The organism is Actinomadura sp. NPDC047616 (assembly GCF_040642915.1).
Classification (GTDB): domain Bacteria; phylum Actinomycetota; class Actinomycetes; order Streptosporangiales; family Streptosporangiaceae; genus Spirillospora; species Spirillospora miaoliensis.
In genome coordinates, this window is the sequence record NZ_JBEYTB010000001.1 from 53,860 (window position 1) to 79,717 (window position 25,858).

The window sequence follows — 25,858 nt, forward strand, 5'->3', positions numbered from 1 at the left end:
GCCGTCAGGGGCGGAGGGCCAGGCGGAAGGCGAAGCCTATGAAGGCGGTTCCGGCCACGCGGTCCAGGGCGCGGCGGAAGGTGGGGCGGCGGAGCCAGTGGCCGAGGCGGTCGGCCAGGACGGCGATCGTCGCGCACCACAGGATGCCCTCGGCCACGTGGACGCCGGTCAGCAGGAGGCTCCACGCGGCCACGGGGGCGTCCTGCGGGACGAACTGCGGCAGCAGCGAGAGGTAGAAGACGCCCACCTTCGGGTTGAGGGCGTTGGTCAGCAGGCCGCGTACGAAGAAGCGGCGGCTGGGCGGCTCGACGGCGTCGTCGGCGTCGGCGCGTTGGAGCAGGAGGCGGGCGCCCAGGTAGAGCAGGTAGCAGGCGCCGGCCCAGCGCACCGCCGTGTAGAGGGTTTCGGACGTGGCGAGGACGGCGGACAGGCCCAGGCCGGCCGCGACGCCCCACCACAGGCAGCCGGCCTGGATGCCGAGGGCGGCGGTGAGGGCGGCGCGGCGGCCGTGGGCCACGGCGGTGCGCAGGACGAGCAGGGAGTCGGGGCCCGGCATGAGCGTCAGCAGGGCCGCGACTCCGGCGAAGGTCAGGAGGGTCATTCGACTGTGACGCTCTTGGCCAGGTTGCGGGGCTTGTCGACGTCGTGGCCCAGCGCGACGGCCGCGTGGTAGGCCAGCAGCTGCAACGGGATCGTCAGGAGGATCGGGTCGAGTTCGGGTTCGTTCTTGGGCACGACCAGGGAGTCGTCGCCCAGGTCCCGGTGGCCGATCGTGACGACGCGGCCCTGCCGGGCGCGGATCTCGCCGAGGGTGGAGAGGTTCTTGTCGCGCAGCTCGTCGTCCGGGACGATCGCGACGGTCGGCAGCTCGGGGCTGACCAGCGCCAGCGGCCCGTGCTTGAGCTCGCTGGCCGGGTACGCCTCGGCGTGGACGTAGGAGACCTCCTTGAGCTTCTGCGCGCCCTCGCGGGCGATCGGCCAGCCGCGGACGCGTCCGATGAACAGCATGCTGCGGTAGGTCGCCAGGTCGGCGGCGAGCGCGGCGATCCGGTCCTCCTGGGCGAGGATCTCGGTGATCTGGCCGGGCAGCGCGCGCAGCCCGGCGGCGATGCGGCGGCCGTCGGCGGGCGACAGGTCGCGGATGCGTCCCAGGTGCAGGGCGAGCAGGGCGAACACCACGGCGGTGGAGGTGTACGCCTTGGTGGACGCGACCGCGATCTCCGGTCCGGCGTGCAGGTAGACGCCGCCGTCGCACTCGCGGGCGATGGCGCTGCCGACCGCGTTGACCACGCCGAGCACCCGTCCGCCCTTGCGCCGCAGTTCCTGGACGGCGACGAGCGTGTCGTAGGTCTCGCCGGACTGGCTGACGGCGACGTACAGCGTGTCCGGCTCGACGACCGGGTTGCGGTAGCGGAACTCCGAGGCCGGTTCGGCGTCGGCCGGGATGCGGGCCAGCTCCTCGATGAGCTGGGCGCCCACCTGCCCGGCGTAGTACGCCGAGCCGCAGCCGAGGATCTTGACGCGGCGCACGCCGCGCGCCTCGCGCGGGTCGAGGTTGAGGCCGCCGAGGTGCGCGGTGTGGAAGCGGTCGTCGAGCCGTCCGCCGAGCGCCCGTTCGACGGCGGCGGGCTGCTCGTGGATCTCCTTGCGCATGAAGTGGGTGTAGCCCTCGGCGTCGTAGGCCGCCTCGTCGGTCTCGATGACGGACGGCTTCTTGCTGGTCGCGCGGGCGTCGAGGGTGGAGGTGCGGAACCCGTCGGCGCGGACGGTGGCCAGCTCGCCGTCGTCCAGGTGGACGACCTGGCGGGTGTAGCGGACCAGCGCCGCCACGTCGGAGGCGGCGAACATCTCCTTCTCGCCGATGCCGAGCACGACCGGGCTGCCGTTGCGGGCGACGACGAGCACGTCCGGGTGGCGGGTGTCCATGACCGCGATCCCGTAGGTGCCCACGACCTGCGACAACGCCTCGCGCACGGCGTCCTCCGGCTCGTCCGCGCCGGACCGGGCGATCAGGTGCGCCAGCACCTCGCTGTCGGTCTGCGAGGTCAGGACGACCCCGTCGGCCTCCAGCTTGGCGCGCAGCTCGTCGGCGTTCTCGATGATCCCGTTGTGCACGACCGCGATCGGCCCGGACACGTGCGGGTGCGCGTTGACGTCGCTGGGCTCGCCGTGGGTGGCCCAGCGGGTGTGGCCGATGCCCGTGCGTCCCTTGAAGCGGGCGGGCAGGCCGGCGGCCAGTTCGGCGACCCGTACCTTGGCCTTGCGGACCTTCAGGTCACCGGAGCGGGCGATGACGGCCAGGCCCGCCGAGTCGTACCCGCGGTACTCCAGGCGCGCCAGTCCCTCAGTGAGGATCGGGACGGCGTCCCGGGGACCGACGTAGGCAACGATTCCGCACACGATGTCTCCGTTTGAGGCGTTTATCCGTAGACGATGCGACGCAGCTGGCGCAGCGAGAGTTCGGGCGGCGCCACCCGCCGGAACGGCAGCTCGGCCGCGATGCGCTCGAAGATCTGGTCGTTGGTCAGCCCGCGCGCCCGCAGCTCGCCGTGCCTGCGCCGGATGAACTCCTCCACCGGCTCGCCGAAGTACGCCAGCACGTCGGCGATGACGCGGGCGGCCTCGCCCGGCCGGAGCGGGCTGGTGCGGCACAGGTGGGCGACGAGCTCGTCATGGGGCTGGGCGACCATGAGCCACAATCCTGCCGACCCCGCCCGGCCAACGCCAACATTCCTGCCCGATATCGGGCAGGCATCGTCTCAAAGCGGCCCGCCGCGAGGCCGCGTCGGCTGCGATCTTCGCGTCAGCGACTGCGCAGGAGGCGGTACAGGGCGGCGGCGCAGTCGCCGATGTTGGGCACCGAGCAGGTTTCGTCGGTGACGTGGGCCTGCTCGGGGTCGCCCGGTCCGTAGACGACCACGGCCGGGCCGCCCAGCTTGTCGCGCAGCAGCGAGGCGTCGGTGAAGTAGGTCGCGTACATGGGCGGCAGCGCCGACGAGCCGGGGACGAGGGTCTCCAGGACGTCGCCGAGCCCCGGCTCGGACGGGTCGGTGGCCACGCCCGGCAGGTCGAGCAGCCGCTCCAGTTCGATGCCCGGTCCGCACAGGCGAGCGACCGCGTCGGCCGCCTCGTCGGAGCCGAAGCCCGGGACGGTGCGGATGTCCAGGCACATCTCGGCGTGGTCGGGGACCAGGTTGGGCTGCACACCGGAGTGGAAGGTGCCCACGTTCACCGTGGCCTGGCCCACCGCCGGGTGCGCGGGCCAGCCGTCGTGGCCGTGGACGCGCAGCGCGGCGCCCGCCAGGGCCGCGATCGCGTTGCTGCCCAGTTCGGGGCGGGAGCCGTGGGCGGACACGCCGCGGGCGGTCGCGCGCAGCCACAGCGCGCCCTTGTGGCCGAGGACGATCCGGTTGCCCGTCGGCTCGGCCACGATGAGCAGCGCGGCGGGACGCAGGCCGGCGGGGTCGAGGTGGGCGGCTCCGTCGCAGCCGGTCTCCTCGCCGAAGGTGAAGACCAGTTGCGGGCCGTCCGCCCCCTCGCGCACATGACGCACCGCCGCGGCGACCTGCGCGGCGACGCCGGCCTTCATGTCGCTGGAGCCGCGCCCGAGCAGCCGGCCGTCGCGGATGTCGCCGCTCATCGGGTCGAACGACCATTCCGACTCGCGCGCGGGCACGGTGTCCAGGTGCCCGGTGAACGTCACGTCGTCCTTGCCGGAGCCGTACCGGGCGACGAGGTTGGCACGCCCTTCGACCGGCTCGTCCACGCGCACCCGGTAGCCCGCGTCGGTGAGGATCTCCGCCACCAGGTCGGCCGCCTGCCGCTCGCCGCCGGCACGGGTGTCCAGCCGGACGAGCCGCTGCGCGAGCGCCACCGCCTCCTCGCGCATGGCGGCGTCGGCCGAAGCCCCCTCACGTCCGCCCGAACCACGCTCGGCCTCGGCGATGTCGGAGGCGGTGCGATCGGAGTTGGCGTGTGCGGGCGGCTGATCGGCGCGGGCGGGGTCGGTCATGGGGGGTCTCCCGTCAGTGGTCGGTGGGGCGTTCGCGCGGGGCGGGGGCGCGGGTGCTGTCGCGGACGACCAGGGACGGGATCAGGGCGATGTGGGCGCAGGGGCCCCGCTCGCCGCCGTCGGCCGCGGCGGACGCGGCGGCGGCCAGCAGCCGGACCGCCTCGGTCGCGATGCGGTCGCGGGGCTGGTCCACCGTCGTCAGGGCGGGCTCGCCGAGCCGCGCGAACTCGATGTTGTCGAACCCGGTCACCTGGACCCGTCCCGGCACGTCGATCCCGTGGGCGCGGCAGGCGCGGGTGACCCCCAGCGCGATCAGGTCGTCGGCGCAGACGATCGCGTCCGGCAGCGCGTCCATGCGGGCCAGCCGGGCGACGGCGGCCTCGCCGAACTCCACGGTGTAGTCGCCGAGCAGGACCCAGTCCTCCAGGACGGTCAGGTCGCGTTCGGCGGCGCGGCGCCGGAAGCCCGCCAGCCGCTGCTCGGTGGAGGAGTTGGTGAGCTGGGACCCCACGAACGCGGCCGACCGGGCGCCGCCGTCGTGCAGGTGGTCGATGACCTGGCGCATCGCGGCGATGTCGTCCACGCCGACCCAGTCGGTGTCGGTGCCGCCGACGAACCGGTCGAGCTGGACGAGCGGCAGCCGGTCGGCGGTCTCCTGCACCGCCGCGCCGCTGGCGGTGCCGTGGCTGGGGCTGACGATGATGCCGTCGACGTTGCGCGCCACCAGGGAGGCCAGCCGCCGGGCCTCGACCTCGGGGTCGGACTGGGCGTCGCAGAGGAACAGCTCCTTGCCCTCCCGGCCGAGCGCGTGCTCGACGCTCTCGACCAGCGAGGTGAAGAACGGGTTGGTGATGCTCGGGACGACCATGCCGACGGTGTCGGTGCGGCTGTTGCGCAGCGCCCGGGCGATGGAGTTGACCCGGTAGCCGAGCTCGTCGGCGGCGCGCCGGACGCGGCGCTGCATCTCGGCCGAGGTCTGGCCCCGTCCCGACAGCACGCGGGACACGGTGGCGGTGGACACTCCGGCCCGTTCGGCGACCTCGGCGATGGTGACCCGGTTCCCGGGGCCGCCCGCGCCCTGACGTCCGTTGCCTGTCTCGGTGCTACGCAATCGTTTACCTCCATGAAACGATCCGCAACCAGAACGTCATCGGCTGCCCCTTGATCAATTGAGTATAGACCCTTGACTGCCTGCGGATATATACCTACGGTTCATTCCAACTTCCACTGCAATCGATTACAGCAACAGGGCGGAGACACGGGATGACGCAGACCTCCGGGGACGGCCACGACGGGCTCGGGCTGGGCGTCTTCCCGCCCAAGCCGAACGCGATCAAGGACCTGTTCGGCACCCCGAAGGCCCTGATAGGCGCGGTGCACCTGCCGCCGCTGCCGGGCAGCCCCCATTACGAGGGCGTTCCGCTGGACGAGATCTCGGTCTTCGCGATCGAGGAGGCCCGCGCGTACCTCGACAACGGCTTCCACGGCGTCATCGTCGAGAACCACTGGGACATCCCCTTCCTGAAGCCGGGCGAGCACGGTTACGAGACGGCGGCGTCCATGGCCGTGGTGACCCAGCGGGTGCGCGAGGCCACCGCCGGGTCGGTCGGGGTGAGCGTGCTGTCCAACGCCGCCGAGTGCTCCATCGCCTCGGCGTGGGCGGGCGGCGCCGGGTTCGTCCGGGTCAACCAGTGGGCCAACGCCTACGTCGCCAACGAGGGCATCATCGAGGGCCAGTCGGCGCGGGCCACCCGCTACCGCAGCAGGATCGGCGCCAAGCCGGTCAAGGTCTTCGCCGACGTGCACGTCAAGCACGGCGCGCACGCCATCGTCGCCGACCGGACGCTGGCCGAGCAGACCGAGGACGCCGAGTTCTTCGACGCCGACGTGCTGATCGCCACCGGCTCGCGCACCGGCGACGCCGCCGCTCTGGACGAGGTGGAGGGCATCGCCGCCGCCACCGTGCTGCCGGTGATCATCGGTTCCGGGATCAGCGCCGCCAACATCGGCGAGCTGCTGCCCGCCTGCTCCGGCGGGATCGTCGCCTCGTCGGTGAAGGACAACGGCCGCTGGTGGGGCCGGGTCGACCCGGCCAAGGTCCGCGAGCTGACCAGGGCCGCGCAGCGCGCCGGAGCCGAGCTGCCGTGATCGTCTTCTGCGGCTACGCCAACAGCGACCTCACGGTGAGCGTGCCCGAGCTGCCCACCGCCGGCGCCCGTGTCCAGGCCACGCGCCTGGACCGCGGCGACGGGGGCATGGGCGCCAACGCCGCCGTGGCCGCGTCCCGGGCCGGCGCGGACGTCCGGTTCGCCGGGGTGGTGGGCGACGACGCGCTGAGCGAGGCGTTCCTGCGCGCCCTGGCCGACGACGGCGTGGACGTGTCCTGGACGGCGCGCACCGGCACCCTCACCACGTCGGTGATCCTGCTGACCCCCGACGGGGAACGTTCCATCATCAGCCAGGACGACGAGCTGGACACCGCGCACGTGGCCGGCGTGCTGCGCGCCGCGACCGCGGCCGGGGCCGGCTGGCTCTACCTGGACGGGTATCGTTTCCCGCAGGCCGCCACGGTGTTCACCCAGGTCACAGGCCCAGAACGGGTCCGCATGCCGCGTCTGCTGGTCGATCTGGACGGCGCCGAGACGGCCGAGACGGTGCGCGCCGCGCTGGCGGTCGCCGACCACGCGATCGTCGGCCGCGCCCAGGCGACCCGGCTGCTCGGCGACGACGCCGCGCTCGCCGGGGCGGCCGCCGCGTCCGGGACCCACCTGGTCGTCACCGACGGGCCCCGCGGCTGGACGCTGCTCACCCCCTCCGGCGAGCGGCACGACGGCCGGGCGATCCCCGTCACGACCGTGGACGCCACCGGAGCGGGCGACTGCTTCGCCGGCACCTACGGCGCGCAGCTCGACCGCGGCGCGTCCCCGGTCGAGGCGGCCCGGTTCGCCGCCGTCGCCGCCGGGCTGTCCTGCACCCGGCCGGGCGCGCGGGACGGCCTGCCGACCCGCGAGTCCGTCCTCGAATACCTGAGCAGCCACCCCTACCCCGCCCCAGCCGCATAGCCCAGCCGTACAGCCCCAGCCCTGTAAGCCCCAGCCCCGTGAGCCCAGCAAACCCCCACCCCATCCCCGCCCCACCCATCCGTCGGCGCCGAGGGACGACCCGAGGGAGAGGACCCCGTATGAAGAAGATGGTGACGGCCCTGGTCGCGCTCGGCCTGGCGGCCACCGCCGCCGGTTGCGACGCCCAGGCCCGCAAGGAGACCGCCTCCGAGCAGAAGGCGCAGCAGGCGGGGCCGCCCGCCCCGGCCAAGGTGGCGCAGTCCTGCCAGGTGCAGGGCCGCGCGCCCAAGATCGGCATCGTCACGATCAACCTGCAGGCGCTGTTCTTCAACCAGATCAACACCGGCGCCAAGATGGTGGCGTCCAAGGCCGGCGCGCAGGTGCAGGTCGTCAACGGCAACGACGACTCCACCACCCAGGCCAACGCCATCGACGACCTGGTGGCCAACAAGTACGACGCGATCATCGTGGACGCGGTCGACACCGAGGGCATCAAGCCCGCCGTCCGCCGCGCCCACAAGGCGGGCGTGCCGGTCGTCGCGGTGGACGCCACGGTCAAGGACCCGGCCGTGTCCACCCAGGTCGGCACCGCCAACGCCGAGGGCGGCAAGCAGCTCGCCGAGCACCTGCTGAAGATCTCCGGCGGCAAGGGCGACATCGGCGTGGTCGGCGCGCTCAACAGCACCATCCAGCTGGAGCGGCAGAAGGGCTTCACCGACGCCGTCACCGGCGGCGGCATGAAGATCAAGTCGGTGGTGGACGGCCGCAACATCCAGGAGAACGCGCAGACCGCCGCCGAGAACCTGCTCACCGGCAACCCGAGCCTGCCCTACGCCTACGCCACCGGCGAGCCCGCCCTGGTCGGCCTGGCCGCCGCGGTCAACTCCCAGCAGCGCACCAAGAACATCAAGGTGGTCGGCTGGGACCTGTCGTCCCAGGCGGTGGACGGGCTGCGCGCGGGCTGGATCGTCGGCGTCGTCCAGCAGAACACCTACCAGTTCGGCTACGAGGCCATGAACGCGGCCATCGACCTGGCCTGCGGCCGCAAGCCGGCCAGGGACATCCCGGTGCCGACCCAGATCGTGACGCCGCAGAACGTGCAGGACTACCTGTACTACCTCGGGAAGTGAACCATGAGTGACACACCGCTGGTGAAGCTGCGCGGCATCACCAAGTCGTTCGGCGCGGTGAAGTCCCTGCGCGGCGTCGACCTGACGCTGCACCCCGGCGAGGTGCTCGGCCTGGTCGGCGACAACGGCGCCGGCAAGTCCACGCTGATGAAGGTGCTGGCCGGGGCGCTGCGGCACGACTCGGGCACGATCGAGATCGACGGCCGCGAGGTGCGTTTCGCCAGCCCCGCCGACGCGCGGGCCGAGCGCATCGGGATCGTCTACCAGGACCTGGCGCTGTGCGACACCCTCGACGTCGCCGGGAACCTGTTCCTGGGCCGCGAGCCGCGGCGCGGGCCGTTCATCGACCGCCGGGAGATGCACCGCCGGGCCGCCGAGATGCTGTCCGACCTGCACGTGCGGGTGAAGTCGACGCACCAGGAGATCGGCCACCTGTCCGGCGGACAGCGCCAGGCGGTGGCGATCGCGCGGGCGGTGTCGTTCCAGCCGCGCGTGCTGATCCTGGACGAGCCGACCGCCGCGCTGGCGGTCGCCGAGGTCCGCCAGGTGCTCAGCATGATCCGCAGGGTCGCCGCGCAGGGCGTCGGCGTCATCCTGATCACCCACCGGCTGCAGGACCTGTTCGAGGTCTGCGACCGGATCACGGTGATGTACGAGGGCCGCAGCGTCGAGGACGAGGCCATCGCCGACCTGGACATCGAACGCCTGGTCGGCATGATCACCCGATCGAACGTGGAGAACTCCGGGGAGGCCGCATGAGCGTGGGAACGGCCGCGCCGGGACGACGGGCCGGCGGCACGGTCACGGCCTCGAACCCGAGCTTCTGGGAACGTGCCAACAAGGCGACGCTGGCGATGGCCTGCGTCACCGTGGCGGTGTTCGTCGGCTTCGGCGTGGCGTCGGACAACTTCCTGACGTTCACCAACCTGTCCAACCTGGCCACCCAGGTCGCCATCACGCTGATCGTCGCGGTGGCGATGACGTTCGTCATCACCACCGGGCAGATCGACCTGTCGGTGGGCTCCACGGTCGCGTTCGTGGCCGTGGCCACCGCCGAACTGCTGCAGGCCGGCTGGGACTCGTCCCTGGTCATCGTGGCCGGGCTGCTCGCCGGGCTGTTCTGGGGCGCGGTGAACGGCTGGCTGTCGGCGTACCAGAAGATCCCGCCGTTCATCGTCACCCTGGCCACCATGTCGGTCATCCGGGGTCTGGCCCAGCTGTGGACGCAGGGCTTCTCGGTGCCGATCGACCGGCGGCTGCTGGTCGCCCGGATCGGGGAGACCGAGTTCCTCGGCTTCTCGGTGCTGGCCTGGATCGCCCTGGCGGTCGTGGTGGTCGGCGCGGTGGTGCTGTCGCGGATGCGCTTCGGCGCCTACGTCAACGGCATCGGCTCGCAGGAGGAGTCGGTGCGCCGGGCGGGCGTGAACACCGACCGGATCAAGATGATCACCCTCATGCTGACCGGACTGGCGGCCGGCGCGGCCGGCATCCTCACCGCGGCCCGGCTGGGCTCGGGGTCGGCCAACTCCGGCGAGGGCTTCGAGCTGACCGTGATCGCCGCGGTGGTGCTGGGCGGCACCAACCTGTTCGGCGGGCGCGGCACGGTCGTCGGCACCATCATCGGCGCCCTGCTCACCGGCGTGATCGCCAACGGCCTGACGCTGCTGGGCGTCAGCCCGTTCCTGACGCCGATCATCACCGGCCTGGTGCTGCTCATCGCGATCTGGATCAACCTGCGCGGCCGGTCGATCTCCGACCTGTTCGCCCATCTGACGGGGAAGCGGTGACCCCCGGCCGATGACGCGGATCGACGACGGCACGGCGACGGCGGAGCGATGACGGCGACGACCGTGATGACGGTGACCGGCCCCGTGCCCGCCACGGGGCTCGGCCTCACCCTGACCCACGAGCACCTGTGCAACGACCTGCGCGGGACCGTCCGCCCGCCGGACGACCCCGAGCTGGCCTTCCTGCGCGACGCCAGGACCGCACCGGAGCTGGCCTGGCTGCTGCGCGAGAACCCGTACGCCTGCCTGGACCACTGCGTCCTGGACGACACCGGCGCCATGCTGGCCGACCTGCTGGCCTTCGCCTCGTCCGGCGGCGGCACGGTCGTGGACGTCACCCCGGCGGGCCTCGGCCGCGACCCCCGGGTGCTGCGGTCGCTGGCCGAGCGCAGCGGCCTGCGGGTCGTCATGGGGTCCGGCTGGTACCTGGAGCGGTTCCATCCGCCGCACCTGGCCGACACCTCCGAGCGGGACCTGGCGGCCGAGCTGGTGGCGGAGTTCCTCCACGGCGTGGACGACACCGGCATCGTCCCGGGGGTCATCGGCGAGATCGGCGTCTCCCCGGACTTCACCCCCGCCGAACGGCACGCGCTGCGGGCGGCGGCGCGGGCGCAGCGCGAGACGGGCGTGCCCCTCTACATCCACCTGCCGGGATGGCAGCGCCGCGCCCACGAGGTGCTCGACATCGTCCTCGGCGAGTACGGCGTGCCGCCCGGTGCCGTCGTCCTGTGCCACATGGACCCCTCCGGCGAGGACCCCGGCTACCAGAACGCGGTGGCCGACCGGGGCGTCTGGCTGGAGTTCGACATGATCGGGATGCCGTACCGGTATCCCGGCGAGGGCCAGTCCCCGGCCCCGCACGAGACGGCCCGCGCCGTGCACGGGCTCATCGGGCGGGGGCACGGCGACCGGCTGCTGCTGAGCCACGACGTGTTCCTCAGGGGCATGCTCACCCGCTACGGCGGCAACGGGTTCCGCTACGTGCCGACCCTCTTCGTCCAGCGCCTGGTCGAGCTGGGCACTCCCCCGGAGACCGCCCACGACCTGTTGCGCGCCAACCCCACCCGGCTGTTCGAGGCGGCACGGGCCGACGCCTGAGCCCCTCGCGCGCCGCCCCGCTTCGGACGCAACGACACGACAAGGAGCATGTTCATGAGCCGCGTTCTGATCGCCGGCGAGAGCTGGATCACCCAGGCCACCCACATCAAGGGCGTGGACCACTTCACCGCCAGCTCGTACGTCGTCGGCGTGGAACCGCTGCGCAAGGCCCTGCGGAGCCGCGGCCACGAGGTGGTGCACCTGCCCGCGCACCTGGTGCCCGCGGAGTTCCCCACCGACCTGTCGGAGTACGACGTCGTCGTGCTGTCCGACATCGGCGCCAACTCCGTCCAGCTCGCCCCCGAGGTGTTCGAGCAGGCCCGGCCGGGCACCGACCGGCTCGCCGCCCTGCGCGACTGGGTGTCGTCCGGCGGCGGCCTGCTGATGATCGGCGGGTACCTGTCGTTCACCGGCATCGAGGGCAAGGCGGCGTACCGCAACACCGTCCTGCACGAGGTGCTCCCGGTGGAGTTGCTGCCCGAGGACGACCGGGTCGAGCTGCCCGCGGGCGCGCACGCCACCGTGACCGACGCCGCGCACCCGGCGCTCGGCGGGGTCGAGGGCCAGTGGCCGTCCCTGCTCGGCTACAACCGGGTGCTGCCCCGTCCCGGCACGAAGGTCCTGGCCACGCTCAACGACGACCCGCTCGTCGCCGTCGGCGAGTACGGGCAGGGCAGGACGGCGGTGTTCACCTCCGACTGCTCCCCGCACTGGGCGCCCACCCACTTCTGCGAGGACTGGGACGGCTACGCCCGCGTCTTCGGCGGCGTCGTCGAATGGCTCGCCGGATGACGCGCTCCCGGTGGCTGGCGCAGACCTGCTCGGACGCCCTCGACAGGGCCCTGGGGCTGCGCTTCGTCCAGGAGGTCCACACCGGCGTCATCAGCGACCAGGCGTACGCGGACTACCTGCTCATCGAGGAACGGTTCGTCGAGACCGCCACGCGCCTGCACGGCCTGGCGGTCTGGGACGCCCCCGACCGCGACGCCCTGGAGCGCAACGCCGCCGCCGCGTACGCGCTGACCACCGAGCAGACGGACTACTTCCGGGCGGCCCGCGCCGCCTGGCCCGTCCCGTCCGGCCTCGGCCCCGACGCGCTGGCCCGCGCCGACCGGCTGTCGGCCTACGCGCTGGACACCGCCCGCGCCGGCGGGTACCCGGCGGTGACGACGGTGATGTTCGCCGCCGAGATCCTGTATCTCACCTGGTGCACGCGGGCCCACCAGCAGGGGACGGTGCGGCCGGGACCGATCGGCGACTGGGTGGCCCTGCACGCCCGCGACCCCTTCCGCGCCGGTGTCGCGGCCCTGGCCGCCCAGGTCGACCGCCTCACCGTCCCCGACGACGACCTGGTCCGCTGGTTCACCGGCATGCTCGACGCCGAGGTCGAGTTCCACGACGCGATCTACACCTGAACCGCACCGACCCCGGCGGCGGGCCGCGCACTCCCATTTCCGGCCCGCCGCCGGATTCCAATTCACCGGCGGTTTCCCGGACGATTTCCCGGGCGGCTTCCCATTCCGCGCCGCGAACGCACCTGCGAACGATTCGCCGCTGCCTGACCTGCGTTGTTGTCGAGATGCCGCAACGCGATCCGTGAGTCATGGTGAGGGTATGAGCGGCCATCACCATCACGAACACCGGCATGGATTGCGGGCGCGCGTCACCCATGTACTGCGACCGCATTCGCATGAGACGCACGACAAAGTGGATTCGGCGCTGGAGTCGAGCGCCGAGGGGATGCGGGCCCTGTGGATTTCCATGGCGGGGCTCGGGCTGACCACGGTGCTGCAAGCGCTCGTGGTCGCGGTGTCGGGGTCGGTCGCGTTGCTGGGGGACACGTTGCACAACGCGGCGGACGCGTTGACCGCCGTCCCGCTGGCCGTGGCGTTCCTGGCGGGCAGGCGTCCCCCCACACGCCGCTACACCTACGGCTACGGCCGCGCCGAAGACCTCGCCGGAATCGTCATCGTGCTGGCGATCGCCGCGTCCGCCGTAGGGGCCGGGTACGCGGCGGTCCAACGGCTCGCCCATCCGCAGCCGGTGTCGCACCTGGGGGCGGTGGCGCTGGCCGGGCTCGTGGGCTTCGTCGGGAACGAACTCGTCGCCCGCTACCGCATCCGCGTGGGACGCCGCATAGGCTCGGCCGCGCTCGTGGCGGACGGCCTGCACGCGCGCACGGACGGGTTCACGTCCCTGGCGGTGCTCGTGGGCGCGGGCGGGGTCTTCCTGGGCTGGGCGTGGGCGGACCCCGTCGTCGGCCTCGTCATCACCGCGGCCATCCTCCTGGTGCTACGGCAGGCCGCCCGCGAGATCTGGCGCAGGCTCATGGACGCGGTCGACCCGGCGCTCGTGGAACGAGCCGAAACGACCCTGGCGGGCACCCCGGGTGTGCTGGGCGTCGGCCAGGTGCGGCTGCGCTGGGTGGGGCACCGGCTGCGCGCCGAATGCGACGTCGTCGTCGACCCGGGGCTCGACGTGGTCGCGGCGCACCAGGTGGCCGTGGACGCCGAGCACGCCCTGATGCACGCGCTGCCCCGGCTGGCGGGCGCCGCCGTCCACGCCGATCCGCAGCCGCGTGACGGAATCGACCACCACGCCGTCCTGACGGGGCATCGTTGATCCACAACGTATGAGACGTTAGTCCCGGGACGGACGGGAGACATACGGTCGCAAGCCGAGTCGGAAAAGCGGGATGGCGGCGGTGGAGCAGTCAGGACAGGGCAGCGTGACCAACGACGACAGTCCGCCGGCCGAACGGCTGCGCGCGGCCGTCGAGGAGACCTACGGACCGCTCACCGAGGCGTACGAGCGGCTGGAGGACCAGGTGCGTCCCTCGGCCACGGGCGTGCGCCCGGTGGGCTGGACCCCGTACGTCGACGTGCTGCGCGCCTTCCGTGAGCGACGCGTCGTCGGCGACTGGGACGAACTGGCGCGCCTGCTGGTCGACCCGGCGTCCCTCGACACGTCCAGCGTCAAGCTGATCGAGGTGACGCGGGACGCCGCCGAGGCCGCGCACGAGATCGTCAAGCCCCTGCTCTCCCGAGGGGAACGCGTCCTCCTGCTGGCGCCCACGGCCGACGATGTCGAGCAGATCACGGGCGGCTTCGCCGACGACCACGCCACATTCGTCGTCCAGCTCGACACGGTCGCCGTGCCGGAGCCGCAGGGATCGACCGGGACGCTCCCGCTGACGCCCGCCACCGAGGAGAACCTCGCCGACACGACCGGCACCAGGCCCCTGCTCCCCGTGGACGACGTGCCGTCCGGCGAACCTCCGGCGCCCGAGACGACCGTGCGCGCCGCGACCATCCGCCCGGTCGGGGAGGCGTGGCGGCAGGCGTGGCAGACCGAGGTGCGCTTCCTGCGCCGCGGCCTGGTGTGGATGGAGCAGTGGCCACGGGACGCCGCCGCCCTCGAATCCCTCCGCACCGAGGACCGGCGCCGCCGCGCCGAAACCGACGCCCGGCGCACCGACCTGAGCTCCCGCATCGACGAGCTGCGGACCGCCGTCGGCGCGGCCGAACAGGCCGTCACCGAGGCCGACCGCGAGGACGAACGGCTCGCCGCCGAACTCGACCGCATCACCGCCGAGCTGGCCGAGCCGCGCGCCGAGGCGCAACGTCTCCAGGCCGCGGCGGACGCGGCGGCGTCCGAAGCCAACCGCCTCTCCGAGGCCGCCGACGCCGCCCAGGCCCGTTGCGCCCAGATCGACGCCCGGCTCGCCCACGCGCGCACCGAACTCCAGGCCGCCCGCGAGCAGGAGACCACCCTCGCGGGGCAGCTCGAGAAGGCGCGCCAGGACCTGCCCGTCGCCACCGCCGAGGCCGAACGGCTCCAGGCCGCCTCCGCCGACGCCGCCGCCGTGGCCCACGCCGCCTACTACCGGGCCGTCTCCGCCGAGTCGGCGCTGTCGGCACGGCGCCGCACCATGACCCTCGGCCAGCGCCTGCACGTCGCCGCCCCGCCGCCCGACCTGCGCGACCTGCGCGCCGAGGCCAAGGCCCGCAAGCGCGAGGCCGACGACGCCGCCCTGCGCGCGGCCGAGGCCAAGCAGGCCGCCGAGCAGGCGGAACTGCGCCGCTCGGGGCTGATCCGGTTCGTCAACGAGGGCGGCGCCGGACTGACCGCCGCCCGCCAGGCCCAGCAGAGCTTCGACGCCGAGATCATCCGGTTGACGGCCGAACGCGAGACCGCCGCCGGCGAGTACCGCGAACGCGCCCGCGAGGCCGCCGAGGCCGTCGACCGGGCCACCCAGGCGTCCGGCGCGGCCCGGCACGCGCACCAGACCGTCCGCCTGATCGAGGAACGCCTCGCGGCCGCCCGCACCGCCCGCCAGGAGGCCCAGGCCGCGGGCGAACGCAGCCGCACCCTGGCGGCGACCGCGGCGCAGCGCCTGGCCGAGGCCGAAGCCGAACTGGCCGACCTCGAATCGGCCACCGAACAGGAACAGGCCACCCGCTCCGCCGAACTGGCGTCCGCCGAGGAGACCGCCCGACGCACCCGCGAGAACGTCCAGGACTTCTGCGGCACCGACCCCGCCGACGCCACCCCCGGCCAACTCGAAACCCACCAGCGCCGCGCCATGGAACGGATCGAGCAGCTCACCGGCTACCTGGAGGCGGGCGCCCACGACGCCTCCGGCGAGACCGCCGACATCCTCCTGCGCACCGCCGACCTCGTCTGCGCCACCCCACTCGCCGCCGCAGCCGCCCCCCTCCCCCCGTCCGCCGAGTACGACACCCTCATCGTCACCGGCGCCGAAGCCATCACCGACGCCCAGTTCCTGGTAGGCGCCGTCCGCACCCGCAACTGGATCCTCCTAGGCGACCCCACCCGCCCCCCGGAACACACGGACGACCCCACCCTGCCGGGAACCCCCTTCACCCGCTCCGCAGAACAAGCCCCCCACAAACTCCACCGCCGCCCCACCCCGGCCCCCATCACCCCGCCGGAAACCCCGTCCCCGGCCGCAGCGACCATGCCCGTCCCAACCGTCAACACCCCGGCCGACCCCGAACCCACCCCCACCTCCGCAGACGCCACCGAGGCCACCCCCACGGACGACCTCCCGCCCAGCGCCACCCCCACAACCGACCCTCCCGCCGTCCCCACGCCAGAGGCCGAACCCGCTGCTAAGGACGAGCCGCAGCCCACCAGCGATGTCGAGGCCGCCACGGAGCAGGCGACCGCGCCCGCAGACGCGACCATGCCCCTACCCACCTCCACCCCCGCCGAGGCCGAGCCCACACCCGACGCCGGGGCCACCGCCCAGGTGGAGCCCGCTCCCGCTGAGGCGACCATGGCCATGCCCACCCTCGCGGACGACCTCCCGCCCGACACCACCCGCGCAGACGTGACCATGTCCGCGCCCGCCCCCCAGCCCTCCGCCGAGGTGGACCCCGCCGCCGCGCAGGCCGATGACGACGCCGAACCGCCCGTCGCAGCCGACATCACCACGCCTGTGGCCGACCCCGAGGATGAGGCCGACGCGCGTCCGGCCGGGGACACTCGTCCTTTGGGCGAGCACGGATCAGTCGTCGACGAACAGGGTGAGCAGGCGGCCGATCGCGACGTCCAGCGATGAGGTGCGTCCGCGTGGTCAACATGGCCCGCAAGGGCACAGCGCGCCGACCGGCATTGTGATCTCGGTGGCACCGTCCCGCCGCATATGTGCCCGGCCGCGCAGAGGGCGCCGGCTCGTCATGAGGGGATGAGGTGGAACACCTGATGGGGCGCTTCGGGATCGCAGGGCTGCTGGAGCAAAGGCGCCCCTGCTCCGGCTCGGCCGCTGGCGAATCCTAGACACAGCCGGCTGTGGGCCGGGCTTATCCGGAATCCGGATGTTGGCGTGGTGACCGGTTTCACCCAGAATCGGTCGCCGCCGACGTTCGCGCCCCGGTCCCCGCAGAAGTCGTTGTAGACCATCGCGCCGGGGTCTGTGGAGGCGTTTCTGATCCCCATGCATCCCGGCCCCTTCTCCGGATGGTTGGGGATGACGAGGTACGTCCCGTCGGGCTGGGCCTGCAACGCCAGCGGAGGGAATGCCGCCTCACAGGGCAGTTGGAAGATCTGGCCGCTGGAGCCGGATCCTTCTTCCGACAGGCAGAGGCCGGAGCGCGCCGACCGGATCTTGTAGCGACCGGACGGCATCGGCCCGGCGGCCTGGTGACGGGTGTCCGCAGACTGACGGCCGGGCGGCGAGGACGGTCCTTTGTCCGCTCGGGCATGGACATCGCCGCCGGTGGACAGGGAAGCGGTGATCACGATCGCCGCGCCCAGCCGTACCGCCGCCCGAACGGGACGCTCGTTCGATCGTGGCGGACGGGCGGCACTGGGGGCGGCCGGAGACACGGGGGCCGGCGGCGCCGGAGTGGGGCGGCTGTCGGGGGTGAGCTCCGCGTCCGGTCTCTGCCAGGAAGCAGGGACCTGGGAAGCGGGCGGAGCCTCGCGCGTGCGGTCCGTGTCAGTCACCGCGAGCCGCCTGCGGATCGTCAGCCATTGGGCGACGGTGTCCGGCCCGCCTCCGCACGCACGCACGAAGGCGGCCAGCAGTTCCTCTCGGGGGAGGCGCTCACGCCTCAGCGCCTCCACCAGCGTGCTGCGGGGAAGTACATCCCCCATCGCCGCCGCCCGGCTCTCCAACTGCCGAAACGTCAAGCCCGACCAGGACTTGAGCCGACGCATATCACCGACGAACTCCGCCGCCGTATCCGCATGCTCGGGAACGGGAATGCCCTCGCCGGACATGAGCCTCCACAGCCAGCCGCACACCAAGATCAATAAGACGTCCGGGGTCTTGACCTGCCCGGACAGATCCGGTCAAACCCAGACAGCATGGATCTTGCCATGTGAGCCAGCCCACAGCAACATCCTGAATCGGCCGGAAGATCGAGTGTCGCCCACCCGGGAGAGAGAATGCGGGTACGTCCTGCCGTCGGCGCCATCGGGCCCGCGGCTTCGCCCGTTCCTGTCTCAATCTGTTCCGCCCGTCCCGGAACACATTGGAGAATTGGCTCCGGCCATCCATTATTTGGTGTACTCCGGTAGCCGCGGAATCAATTCTGCGAACAGCACGTAGCGTGACCAGGCTTCTGCGGCCGGCGCCTCGGCCCCCGCATGGTCGGTTCGGTCTCCGCCTGCGGCCGGACCGTCAGCCCGACCGTGCCCGAGGCCGGCTCAGGCCGCGATACCGCACGTCCAACCCGCCCCCGCCGACGGTCATGGGCTCTCCGGCGACCTCGCGCACGCCCGCACCTGCCGACGACCGCTGATCACGACCTGCACACCGCGGTGGATCCGGGGGCGCTCCTCCACCGCCCGCGATCCCGTGCGCGGCATCGACACAACCGAGGGTCACCATGAAACAGCCGCCGCCCCGCCGACTGCCGAACTTCAGGATCATGGGGCAACTGGAGATCCACCACAACAGAACGCCCATTCACCTAGGTGGACCGAAGCAGAGAACCTTTCTGCTCGCGCTCCTGATCAACCACAACGGTTTCGTCTCCCTCGACTGGCTCGCCGAGGCGATATGGGACGACGAGCCCTGCGCGTCGGCGACGGCGAACATCCGCAATTACGCGATGTCGATCCGCCGCGCACTCCGTCCTGTCGACGACTGCCTGATCACCACGAAGAGGGGTGGCTACGAGATCACCGTGGATCAGACACGAATCGATCTTCACCGTATGGAGGAACTCACCACGCAGGCGACGCTGGCGGCCTCCCGTGGGGATGCCGCCGCGGCCCTGGAGTGCGTGACCGCTGCCATCGCGCTCAACCGGGGCCCGGTGGGGCACGGCCTGGACTGCGGCCGGGCGCTTGCCGCACGCCTGACCGCGCTGAACGAACAGCGTCTGACCATGATGGAGGATCTGATCACGGCCGAACTCACCGTGGGCGGCTACGCGGAGGCCGCGCGCCATCTCAGGCACCTCCTGGGGGAGGCGCCCCTACGCGAACGGTCCTGGGGCCTGCTCATGCGCGCCCTGTACGGCCTGGGCGACACGGCGGGCGCCCTCAGGGCGTTCGGGGAGGCCCGCGCGGCCCTGGTGGATCTCCTCGGCATCGAGCCCGGCGCGGAACTGCGGGACATCCATCACGCCGTCCTGCAACGCGACCCGGATCTCGTGACCGCGGGCGTCCGTCCGGAGATCCATGCCGCCCGGCCGCCGGGCGCCGTCCACGTCGACGAGCCGAACTGGCGGCCGCCCAGGCAGCTCCCGCTGGACAGCCGCTTCACCGGACGGGAGCGGGAGGTCGACACGCTGGTCGCGGACGTGTCGGACGATCGTGAAGTCCCACTGATCAGGGTCGTGTACGGAACATTCGGAGTGGGAAAGTCGGCGCTGGCACTGCACGCGGCGCACCTGATCGCGTCCTGTTTCCCGGACGGGCAGCTCTACGCCGACCTGGACGACCCCTCCCACGGCGAGCCGAGGACCGCGGACCGGGTCATCACCTGGTTCCTGCGGGAGCTCGGGGATCCGCGCGCGTCCGCCGTCAGCGGTCCGGCCGAGGCCATGCCCCGGTTCCGCTCGCTGACCTCCCGGCTGCGGCTGCTGATCCTCCTCGACAACGTCGTCCACGAATCGCAGGTCGCCCCGCTGCTCCCGGCGGGGCCGGGTTGCGCCGTGCTGGTCACCAGCCGACGGGCACTGACCCTCGATCACGCCGACCTTCATCGGCTCGGCGTCATGCGGCCACCGGACTCCGTCGCCCTACTGGCGGCCTTCGCGGGCGACGAACGCGTCAGGACCGAGCCCGACGCCGCGGCCGAGCTCGCGGCACGGTGCGATCATCTGCCGTTCGCCCTGCGGGCCGTGGGGGCGCTGCTGTCGACGCGCCCTGACACGCCCCTGCGCGGCGTCCTCGCCGAGTTCGCCGACGATCCCTCCCGGATCCTGCGCCGGTACGGCGACCCGGGCGTGAGCCGGCGACTGGGCGCCGCGTACGAGCGGTTGGCCTGCGACGACCCGGAGGCCGCCCAGATGCTTTCCCACCTGGGCAAGCTCGGCGACACCGAAATCACGGCCGCGGCGGCCGCGGCGGCGTCCGGTGGATGTCCCGCGCGGGCCGGCAAGGCACTCGACCTCCTCTGCGACGAGCAACTCGTCGAACGCGTACCGCCCGACGGCTATCGGCCGGCTCCGCTGATCAGGCTCCTCGGAGACCCGTCCGGTCTCGCGTCGCCATGACGACCGGACGGCCCTCGGTGCGATGACGCGGGACCACGGGAACGGGCGTCCATCCCTGCGGGGGCGATGGACGGGACGTTCCGGTTCCGCGGACCGCACAAGGGAGGCCGCCCGGCCGTCCGCTCCGTGCCAGCGGACGGCCGGGCGGCCTCATCGAGATGGATCACCAGACGTGCGGCCCGCGGGCCGCACGCCCCCGTGAGCGAGGAGCCCTGCCGGACGTCAGGCGGAGCAGGCGCCGCAGGAGGTGTACCAGTAGTCGCCCGTGTACACACCGTTGCAGACGACGTTGTACCGGATCTTGTTCTGCCACGGAAGCGTGCATCCGCTGACGCAGCAGCAGTACTCGTTGACGCAGGCGTCCGCCGCCGCCTTCGCGGTGACCGCCGGCGCCACCTTGCCCACCAGGCGCTCGCCCAGCCTTTCGAGCTGTTTCACCATGGCCGTTCCCTTCGCTCGGTGAAACCTTTCAGAGAAAACGCTAATCACTTGACATAAAATTCACATAGATGAGCCATATAAACGCCGCCGGCGGCCGTGGCGCGGCCTGCGTCTTGTACTGGGAGTGTGTTGTGAAACTCCGCCCCAACCCCTGCACAGGCGACTGCCCGGCCCCCCTGAGCGATCAGGTTGGAGCCGGGCAGTCGACCGTTCTTCGGCGCCACGTCAGGCGGATGTGACGATGAGTGACGCGCCAGATTCGGGGAATCAGGGGTCCGCCGTCAACATTCCTCGCCGAGGACGCTCCGACCCGGACGAACGACTTTGCCGATGACCTGCTTTTCCAGGTAGTAGCCATGCTTGCGGGAGTCGTAGCTGGCGACGGCGTTGTCACCGGCGAGGACGATGCGCCCCTCGGGGACCACCGGCTCGGTGACGTCCCGCAACGCGGGGATCAGATCCCGGGGAACGGGGTCGCCGGAACGCGCCACCACCCGTTTGATCAGGCATGGTGCGTAACGCAGCAGCTTGTCGTCCACGTCAGGCGCTCCGGGCGGCCCGATGCCGTCGATGTCCCGCACCACCACCACGTCGTCGGCCCGGACCCGCCTTCCCTGAACCCGGCGCGCGACGACCTGCTGGCCGGGGCGGAACGTGGGTTCCATGCTGGACCCGACGACGTCGACGACCAGATACCTGCGCCTCAGCCACACCATGGCGCCGACGACGGACAGTGCACCGAGCGATGACAGGAGAACCGCTTTCATCATTTTTCTCCCGCTCAGGGATGAGCCGTTCGGCCAGCGTGTTTCACGCCGTCGACACTTCTTCCCGATATCCCTGGGACTGCAGCCGGAACAGACGCGCGTACACGCCATCGCGAGCGAGCAGGTCCGCATGCGTTCCCGTCTCGGTGATGCGCCCGTCGTCGAGGACCACGATCGAGTCGGCGTCGCGCAGCACCCCGAGCCGATGGGAGACCAGAAGACTCGTCCGGCCGGCCCGATAGTCCTTCAGCCGCATGTGCAGCTCGTATTCGGCCTCGGCGTCCAGCCCGGCGCTCGGCTCGTCCAGGATCAAAAGGTCCGGCCGATCGCGCAGGAAGGCACGGGCCACCGCGAGGCGCTGCCACTGTCCACCGGACAACAGCACCCCGGCGGCCTCCCCGTCCTCATCGGCGTCGGCGTCGGGGAACATGCGGCTGAGGAAGGTGTCGTAACCGCGCGGCAGTGCCGCGATGTAATCGTGCGCACCGGCCCTCCGGGCGGCGTTCTCGAGTTGCGGCTGATCATCCGAAACCGACAGATCGCCGATGCCTATGTTCTCTTTTACGCTGAGGTCGTAGCACATGTAGTCCTGGAATACCGTGCTGAGGTGCCGGCGGAACTCGGCCGGATCGAACTCGCAGACGTCGATGCCGTCCCAGCGAATGGTGCCGATCGTGGGATCGTAGAGGCGGCACAGCAGCTTGATCAGAGTGGACTTTCCCGCGCCGTTGTGCCCCACCAGGGCCAGGGTCCGGCCGGCCGGGATCACCAGGTCGACCCCGCGCAGCACCCACGGCCGGTCGTCCCCGTAGCGGAACCAGACGTTCTGCAGTTCGATGCCCTCACGGAGCGGCGGAACCGGACGGACGCGTTCGGCGACGCGAAGATCGGGCGGGGTGCCGATCACCGCCCGGTAGTGGCCGAACACCAGGAGCGCCTCGTGGGCCGTCGACAGGCTCTTGACCGCGTTGGCCAGCGCGCTCTGGGTGCCGGACACCGCCGCGACGAACATCGCCACGTCGCCGACGCTGAGCCGCCCGCTCGCGACGGCGTGCACCGCCCAGATCAGGCCACCGCCCGCCACCGTGGCCGACAGCAGCGACAGCCCGCCCTGAACCCCCAGCGCCTTCTGGTCCAGGCGCCGCCGCGCCGTGTTGATGGAGGTCAGTTCGGTGAGCATCTTGCCGCGCAGATAGTCGGCGACACCGAAGAGCCTGATCTCCTTGGCCGCCTGCACGTCGCGCAGCAGGTGCGCGTAGAAGAGTTCGCGTCGCTCGGACGGCCCCAACCGCCAGAACAGGGCGGCACGGCGATGGTTCAGCGCCCGCTCGGCGACCAGCACCGGGACGACGGCGATCACCACGACGACGGCCATGGTGGGAGCCAGCACCAGGAGGGTGCCGAAGAAGCCCCCCAGTGTCAGCATCGCCTGCAGCAGACCGAGAACGCCGCCGAGTACGCGCGACGGGCTGTCGCTCCCCGACTGCTGGGCGAGCATGAGGCGGTCGTGGAAGGCGGGATCCTCCAGCCGCGCCATCCCCGGAAGCCCGCCGACCTTGGCGTAGAGCCGGTCCTGGGTGGTCAGCTTCAACCTGCGGCTGGTCTCCGCCGAGGCGTACGCCGACAGGTGCGGCAGCACCGCCGCGGCGGCCCCCACGGCGGCCAGCCCGGCGGCCACGGCCGTCAGAGACGCCAGGCCGTCCGGTACCCCGGCCGCGATCCGGTCGAGCATGACCTTGGTCAGCCACGCGGTGGCGACGGGCGTTCCCCCGGCGGCCAGTCCCGCCACGACGCAGAGTGCGACATGCGCGGGGGCGGCCCGCAGCGCCAGCAGGAGCGCGGCCGGAGCGTCGCCGAACTCCGCCCGGATACGCCTCAGGCCGGCGAGCCGCCCCAGGACCCCCATCATGCGGGAACGGCGGCCGGAAGATCGCTGACCTTGCGCGTGCTGATGGTGACGACGTGGTTGTCGTCGAGGATGCCGAAGGCCGGACTGCCGTCCAGCGCGAACGCGGACTGCACCGGGCCGTCCGGGAGCTCACTGATCACTTGGGCGATGTCGGCCAGGCGGCTGCGGTACTCCTCCACCTGCTCTGGAGGCCCGGTCACGACCGCGAAGACGTGTTCGCGGCCCCCGGGAAAGCCCGCCGCGTAATCGATGAACTGCGGCATCGCCTCCTCACACGGCCGGCAGCCTGTCGACAGGAATCCGATGAGCACCGGCGCGGTCAGCGAGTCACGTGAGACGGTCCGGCCGTCCATGGTCTCGGCGGTGAACGGGGCCGGCATTCCGGCAAGGCTCGGTGTGGGACGTCGCTGGTTCTCGTTCAGCAACTGGGTGTGCTCCCGCAGCCGCCGGACGACACCGAGCGTGAACACCAGATTCACCGTGGACAGCAGCGCAAGGAAAACCACGAGGGCGATGAGGTAGGGCATGCGGGCCTCCTTTGTTCGTTTTCCCGGTCGCCGGACTCATTCGGCTGTGACGTTCGGACCGACGGTGAACAGCTCGACGAGGTCGTCCAGGAAGGCGACCATCAGCGCGAGCACGCATCCCATGGCGGCGGCGAGGGCCGCGCCGCCCACCTCGACCGGATGCGCGGAACCCGTGGCCTCCGCGCCCAGCGCCACCAGCGCGACCAGCGACAACACCGTGTTCCTGGCAACGTGCCGCCAGCCCATCGCAGCCCCGCCTCCACCGAAGCAACGGCAGGAGACGCGGACGCCCCGAAGCATCGAGGTCGCGATGATTCCGATGAATCCGAGCAGCAACAGCAGAGCGACGGTCAGGCCGGCCACGCTCAGGGCTCCCGAGCCGGCGATCCCCCGGGCCGGCACGGCCGCCAGCAGCGCCACCGGCACCACCGCCTCGCCGGCCACCGTCCCCACCGCGATGCGGGTCACCCATTTCCCCGGCACGATGTTCAGCTTGCGGACGGCATCGGCGAACGCGGCGAAAGAATCCGTGTCGCGGATCTTCGACAATGCGGCGATGGCGAAGACGACACCAACCAGGAATTGGCACCCTATCGCTACATATCCCATCTGCGCGCTCCCCTCGGCCGCCGTCGACGCCCTGCCGAGCAGGCTATTCAGGCCGCATATAGATCGGATATAAACGCGCTATGGGGGAATAGCACACCGGCCCGCCGAGTACGCCGAAGGGCCCGCCCTCCTGGGCGGGCCCTTCATCTGCAGGGTGGAGACCATCCACCGCTGGGACGGATCAGTCGTCGTCGCCGACGAAGAGGTTGAGGAGCCAGCCGACGACGCCGACGATGATGGCGCCCCAGAAGGCCGCCCAGAAGCCCGCGACGTGGAAGGGCAGGTCGATCTCGGTGGCGATCTTGCTGGTGAGCAGGAGCAGCAGGGCGTTCACCACGAGCCCGATGAGCCCGAGCGTGAGCACGTAGAACGCGCATCCGAGGGTCTTGATGATCGGCTTGATGATGGCGTTGACCAGGCCGAAGATGACCGCGACGGCGACCAGCGTGAGGGCTCGACGTCCCGTGTCGTCTCCGGTGACGGTGATGCCGTCCAGCACCAGCGCGGCCACGGCCAGCGCCACCGCGGTGATCCCGGTCTTGATGAGAATCGACACGTCGTCCATCCTGCGCGGACGGCGCACCGACGTCATCCCTCCGTGCGGCGATCCGCCGGACGGCCGCCTCACCATTGGGGACGACCGGCGGCTCATCCGGCCGTAGCGGTCAGTCGGCGCGGTCGAAGAACGGGGACGCCGCGGTGACCTGGGAGCGCGCGGCGGAGCGAGGCCCCGGGGCCGGGGCCGGGGCGGGCGCCGGAGCCTGGGCGGGGGCGGGGGCCTGGCGGGCGGCGGAGGCGGCGGCGCTGTTGCGGATGCGGGCCAGTTCGCGTTCGAGCTGGCGCTTCTCCATCTCCAGGGTGGTGAGCGACTCCTCGTGCTCCTCGCGCAGGGCGCGCACCTCGCGGCGCGTCCGCATCGTCCGGGCCGTGCCCATGAACGTGAGCACCAGGCCGATGACCAGCACCACCGCGAACAGGGCACCGGCGAAGAACACCTGCCACTGGCTGCTCACGCCGGGGACGGCGGTGCCGAAGACGGTCAGGGTGGTGTCGCCGGAGTTGTCCAGCGCGACGCCGACGCCGACGCCGACAGCGGCGGCGATCAGCAGGATTCCGAGGAAGGCCATGACTCTCCTCTCCAACGGCCACAGAGCCGGGGCGGGGGCTCTCACCCTGCCAGAGACCGCTTGGATCTTGTGCGTTCTGTCCGCAAATGAGCGGAGACGACCACGCCGGGTAACCGGCGGTCCGTTCCCCGGCCGTGCCGCGTCCCGCCCCTCGGAGACCACCGGGTTGCACCGTCGCCCGCCGGGGTA

24 protein-coding genes are annotated in these 25,858 nt (G+C 71.9%); 11 read left to right on the forward strand and 13 right to left on the reverse strand.

Annotated features, from left to right (window positions below):
- Positions 1 to 4 precede the first annotated feature (4 nt).
- The 5 genes from ABZ801_RS00270 to ABZ801_RS00290 all read right to left on the reverse strand — a co-directional run bounded on the left by ABZ801_RS00270 (position 5) and on the right by ABZ801_RS00290 (position 5,123).
- Positions 5 to 601 carry a LysE family translocator gene (locus tag ABZ801_RS00270; protein WP_360690619.1) on the reverse strand — a complete coding sequence of 199 codons (597 nt, stop codon included), beginning with the start codon at positions 599 to 601 and terminating at the stop codon, positions 5 to 7.
- A complete protein-coding gene (gene glmS / locus ABZ801_RS00275; RefSeq protein WP_360690622.1) occupies positions 598 to 2,400 on the reverse strand; it encodes a glutamine--fructose-6-phosphate transaminase (isomerizing) in 1,803 nt (600 codons plus the stop codon). Before glmS ends, ABZ801_RS00270 begins: the two co-directional genes overlap by 4 nt.
- A gap of 20 nt (positions 2,401 to 2,420) precedes the next feature.
- Positions 2,421 to 2,690, reverse strand: a complete 270-nt coding sequence (locus ABZ801_RS00280) for a hypothetical protein (protein WP_344958710.1) — start codon at positions 2,688 to 2,690, stop codon at positions 2,421 to 2,423.
- 113 nt (positions 2,691 to 2,803) lie between these two features.
- Positions 2,804 to 4,012 carry a M20/M25/M40 family metallo-hydrolase gene (locus ABZ801_RS00285; protein ID WP_360690626.1) on the reverse strand — a complete coding sequence of 403 codons (1,209 nt, stop codon included), beginning with the start codon at positions 4,010 to 4,012 and terminating at the stop codon, positions 2,804 to 2,806.
- 13 nt (positions 4,013 to 4,025) lie between these two features.
- Positions 4,026 to 5,123 carry a LacI family DNA-binding transcriptional regulator gene (locus ABZ801_RS00290; RefSeq protein ID WP_360690629.1) on the reverse strand — a complete coding sequence of 366 codons (1,098 nt, stop codon included), beginning with the start codon at positions 5,121 to 5,123 and terminating at the stop codon, positions 4,026 to 4,028.
- Positions 5,124 to 5,275: 152 nt separating this feature from the next.
- Here ABZ801_RS00290 and ABZ801_RS00295 point away from each other — a divergent pair, with 152 nt between their 5' ends.
- The 10 genes from ABZ801_RS00295 to ABZ801_RS00340 all read left to right on the forward strand — a co-directional run bounded on the left by ABZ801_RS00295 (position 5,276) and on the right by ABZ801_RS00340 (position 16,676).
- Positions 5,276 to 6,160: a BtpA/SgcQ family protein gene (locus tag ABZ801_RS00295; RefSeq protein WP_360690632.1), complete on the forward strand. Its 885-nt coding sequence runs from the start codon at positions 5,276 to 5,278 to the stop codon at positions 6,158 to 6,160.
- The gene (locus ABZ801_RS00300) at positions 6,157 to 7,074 is read left to right on the forward strand and encodes a carbohydrate kinase family protein (RefSeq protein WP_360690635.1); all 918 of its coding nucleotides are present in this window, start codon (positions 6,157 to 6,159) and stop codon (positions 7,072 to 7,074) included. The genes ABZ801_RS00295 and ABZ801_RS00300 overlap by 4 nt, the downstream gene beginning before the upstream one ends.
- 119 nt (positions 7,075 to 7,193) lie before the next feature.
- A complete protein-coding gene (locus ABZ801_RS00305; RefSeq protein ID WP_360690638.1) occupies positions 7,194 to 8,204 on the forward strand; it encodes a substrate-binding domain-containing protein in 1,011 nt (336 codons plus the stop codon).
- A gap of 3 nt (positions 8,205 to 8,207) precedes the next feature.
- Entirely contained in the window at positions 8,208 to 8,963 is a 756-nt protein-coding gene (locus ABZ801_RS00310) for an ATP-binding cassette domain-containing protein (RefSeq protein WP_344958698.1), read from the forward strand.
- Positions 8,960 to 9,991 (forward strand): ABC transporter permease, encoded by a 1,032-nt coding sequence (locus ABZ801_RS00315; RefSeq protein WP_344958696.1) that lies wholly within the window; start codon positions 8,960 to 8,962, stop codon positions 9,989 to 9,991. The genes ABZ801_RS00310 and ABZ801_RS00315 overlap by 4 nt, the downstream gene beginning before the upstream one ends.
- A gap of 48 nt (positions 9,992 to 10,039) precedes the next feature.
- On the forward strand, positions 10,040 to 11,089 hold the full coding sequence (locus ABZ801_RS00320; RefSeq protein ID WP_360690643.1) for a phosphotriesterase-related protein: 1,050 nt from the start codon (positions 10,040 to 10,042) through the stop codon (positions 11,087 to 11,089).
- Positions 11,090 to 11,143: 54 nt separating this feature from the next.
- Complete coding sequence (locus tag ABZ801_RS00325) at positions 11,144 to 11,881, forward strand: glutamine amidotransferase (RefSeq protein ID WP_360690646.1); 738 nt, start codon at positions 11,144 to 11,146, stop codon at positions 11,879 to 11,881.
- Positions 11,878 to 12,504, forward strand: a complete 627-nt coding sequence (locus tag ABZ801_RS00330; RefSeq protein WP_360690649.1) for a TenA family protein — start codon at positions 11,878 to 11,880, stop codon at positions 12,502 to 12,504. The genes ABZ801_RS00325 and ABZ801_RS00330 overlap by 4 nt, the downstream gene beginning before the upstream one ends.
- A 292-nt stretch (positions 12,505 to 12,796) precedes the next feature.
- A complete protein-coding gene (locus tag ABZ801_RS00335; protein ID WP_360690652.1) occupies positions 12,797 to 13,711 on the forward strand; it encodes a cation diffusion facilitator family transporter in 915 nt (304 codons plus the stop codon).
- A 106-nt stretch (positions 13,712 to 13,817) separates the two neighbouring features.
- Positions 13,818 to 16,676 (forward strand): hypothetical protein, encoded by a 2,859-nt coding sequence (locus tag ABZ801_RS00340; RefSeq protein ID WP_360690655.1) that lies wholly within the window; start codon positions 13,818 to 13,820, stop codon positions 16,674 to 16,676.
- A 116-nt stretch (positions 16,677 to 16,792) separates the two neighbouring features.
- Here the strand turns inward: ABZ801_RS00340 and ABZ801_RS00345 are convergent, their stop codons facing one another.
- Positions 16,793 to 17,839, reverse strand: a complete 1,047-nt coding sequence (locus tag ABZ801_RS00345) for a hypothetical protein (protein ID WP_360690658.1) — start codon at positions 17,837 to 17,839, stop codon at positions 16,793 to 16,795.
- A gap of 836 nt (positions 17,840 to 18,675) precedes the next feature.
- Here ABZ801_RS00345 and ABZ801_RS00350 point away from each other — a divergent pair.
- Positions 18,676 to 20,289 (forward strand): BTAD domain-containing putative transcriptional regulator, encoded by a 1,614-nt coding sequence (locus ABZ801_RS00350; RefSeq protein ID WP_360692657.1) that lies wholly within the window; start codon positions 18,676 to 18,678, stop codon positions 20,287 to 20,289.
- A gap of 222 nt (positions 20,290 to 20,511) precedes the next feature.
- Here ABZ801_RS00350 and ABZ801_RS00355 read toward each other — a convergent pair whose 3' ends face one another.
- The 7 genes from ABZ801_RS00355 to ABZ801_RS00385 form a co-directional block, all read right to left on the reverse strand.
- Entirely contained in the window at positions 20,512 to 20,730 is a 219-nt protein-coding gene (locus tag ABZ801_RS00355; protein WP_360690661.1) for a hypothetical protein, read from the reverse strand.
- A gap of 281 nt (positions 20,731 to 21,011) precedes the next feature.
- The gene (locus ABZ801_RS00360) at positions 21,012 to 21,446 is read right to left on the reverse strand and encodes a S26 family signal peptidase (protein WP_360690664.1); all 435 of its coding nucleotides are present in this window, start codon (positions 21,444 to 21,446) and stop codon (positions 21,012 to 21,014) included.
- Positions 21,447 to 21,540: 94 nt separating this feature from the next.
- Positions 21,541 to 23,406, reverse strand: a complete 1,866-nt coding sequence (locus ABZ801_RS00365) for an ABC transporter ATP-binding protein (RefSeq protein ID WP_360690667.1) — start codon at positions 23,404 to 23,406, stop codon at positions 21,541 to 21,543.
- Positions 23,403 to 23,933 carry a hypothetical protein gene (locus tag ABZ801_RS00370; protein ID WP_360690670.1) on the reverse strand — a complete coding sequence of 177 codons (531 nt, stop codon included), beginning with the start codon at positions 23,931 to 23,933 and terminating at the stop codon, positions 23,403 to 23,405. Before ABZ801_RS00370 ends, ABZ801_RS00365 begins: the two co-directional genes overlap by 4 nt.
- A gap of 36 nt (positions 23,934 to 23,969) precedes the next feature.
- The gene (locus ABZ801_RS00375; protein WP_360690673.1) at positions 23,970 to 24,542 is read right to left on the reverse strand and encodes a MauE/DoxX family redox-associated membrane protein; all 573 of its coding nucleotides are present in this window, start codon (positions 24,540 to 24,542) and stop codon (positions 23,970 to 23,972) included.
- Between the two features lie 181 nt (positions 24,543 to 24,723).
- The gene (locus ABZ801_RS00380) at positions 24,724 to 25,098 is read right to left on the reverse strand and encodes a phage holin family protein (RefSeq protein ID WP_344941111.1); all 375 of its coding nucleotides are present in this window, start codon (positions 25,096 to 25,098) and stop codon (positions 24,724 to 24,726) included.
- Positions 25,099 to 25,207: 109 nt separating this feature from the next.
- Positions 25,208 to 25,669 (reverse strand): hypothetical protein, encoded by a 462-nt coding sequence (locus ABZ801_RS00385; RefSeq protein ID WP_360690676.1) that lies wholly within the window; start codon positions 25,667 to 25,669, stop codon positions 25,208 to 25,210.
- Positions 25,670 to 25,858: the final 189 nt, after the last annotated feature.

What these genes read in the sequence shown, in the direction of transcription:
- ABZ801_RS00320 (WP_360690643.1), top strand. Translation starts at nt 10,040, where the DNA reads ATGACGGCGACGACCGTGATGACGGTGACCGGCCCCGTGCCCGCCACG.
- ABZ801_RS00385 (WP_360690676.1), bottom strand. Translation starts at nt 25,669, where the DNA reads ATGGCCTTCCTCGGAATCCTGCTGATCGCCGCCGCTGTCGGCGTCGGC.
- ABZ801_RS00360 (WP_360690664.1), bottom strand. Translation starts at nt 21,446, where the DNA reads ATGGTGTGGCTGAGGCGCAGGTATCTGGTCGTCGACGTCGTCGGGTCC.
- ABZ801_RS00270 (WP_360690619.1), bottom strand. Translation starts at nt 601, where the DNA reads ATGACCCTCCTGACCTTCGCCGGAGTCGCGGCCCTGCTGACGCTCATG.
- ABZ801_RS00365 (WP_360690667.1), bottom strand. Translation starts at nt 23,406, where the DNA reads ATGATGGGGGTCCTGGGGCGGCTCGCCGGCCTGAGGCGTATCCGGGCG.
- ABZ801_RS00305 (WP_360690638.1), top strand. Translation starts at nt 7,194, where the DNA reads ATGAAGAAGATGGTGACGGCCCTGGTCGCGCTCGGCCTGGCGGCCACC.
- ABZ801_RS00325 (WP_360690646.1), top strand. Translation starts at nt 11,144, where the DNA reads ATGAGCCGCGTTCTGATCGCCGGCGAGAGCTGGATCACCCAGGCCACC.
- ABZ801_RS00285 (WP_360690626.1), bottom strand. Translation starts at nt 4,012, where the DNA reads ATGACCGACCCCGCCCGCGCCGATCAGCCGCCCGCACACGCCAACTCC.
- ABZ801_RS00310 (WP_344958698.1), top strand. Translation starts at nt 8,208, where the DNA reads ATGAGTGACACACCGCTGGTGAAGCTGCGCGGCATCACCAAGTCGTTC.
- ABZ801_RS00355 (WP_360690661.1), bottom strand. Translation starts at nt 20,730, where the DNA reads ATGGTGAAACAGCTCGAAAGGCTGGGCGAGCGCCTGGTGGGCAAGGTG.
- ABZ801_RS00350 (WP_360692657.1), top strand. Translation starts at nt 18,676, where the DNA reads ATGTCGATCCGCCGCGCACTCCGTCCTGTCGACGACTGCCTGATCACC.
- ABZ801_RS00370 (WP_360690670.1), bottom strand. Translation starts at nt 23,933, where the DNA reads ATGCCCTACCTCATCGCCCTCGTGGTTTTCCTTGCGCTGCTGTCCACG.
- ABZ801_RS00295 (WP_360690632.1), top strand. Translation starts at nt 5,276, where the DNA reads ATGACGCAGACCTCCGGGGACGGCCACGACGGGCTCGGGCTGGGCGTC.
- ABZ801_RS00345 (WP_360690658.1), bottom strand. Translation starts at nt 17,839, where the DNA reads ATGTCCGGCGAGGGCATTCCCGTTCCCGAGCATGCGGATACGGCGGCG.
- ABZ801_RS00375 (WP_360690673.1), bottom strand. Translation starts at nt 24,542, where the DNA reads ATGGGATATGTAGCGATAGGGTGCCAATTCCTGGTTGGTGTCGTCTTC.
- ABZ801_RS00315 (WP_344958696.1), top strand. Translation starts at nt 8,960, where the DNA reads ATGAGCGTGGGAACGGCCGCGCCGGGACGACGGGCCGGCGGCACGGTC.
- ABZ801_RS00330 (WP_360690649.1), top strand. Translation starts at nt 11,878, where the DNA reads ATGACGCGCTCCCGGTGGCTGGCGCAGACCTGCTCGGACGCCCTCGAC.
- ABZ801_RS00280 (WP_344958710.1), bottom strand. Translation starts at nt 2,690, where the DNA reads ATGGTCGCCCAGCCCCATGACGAGCTCGTCGCCCACCTGTGCCGCACC.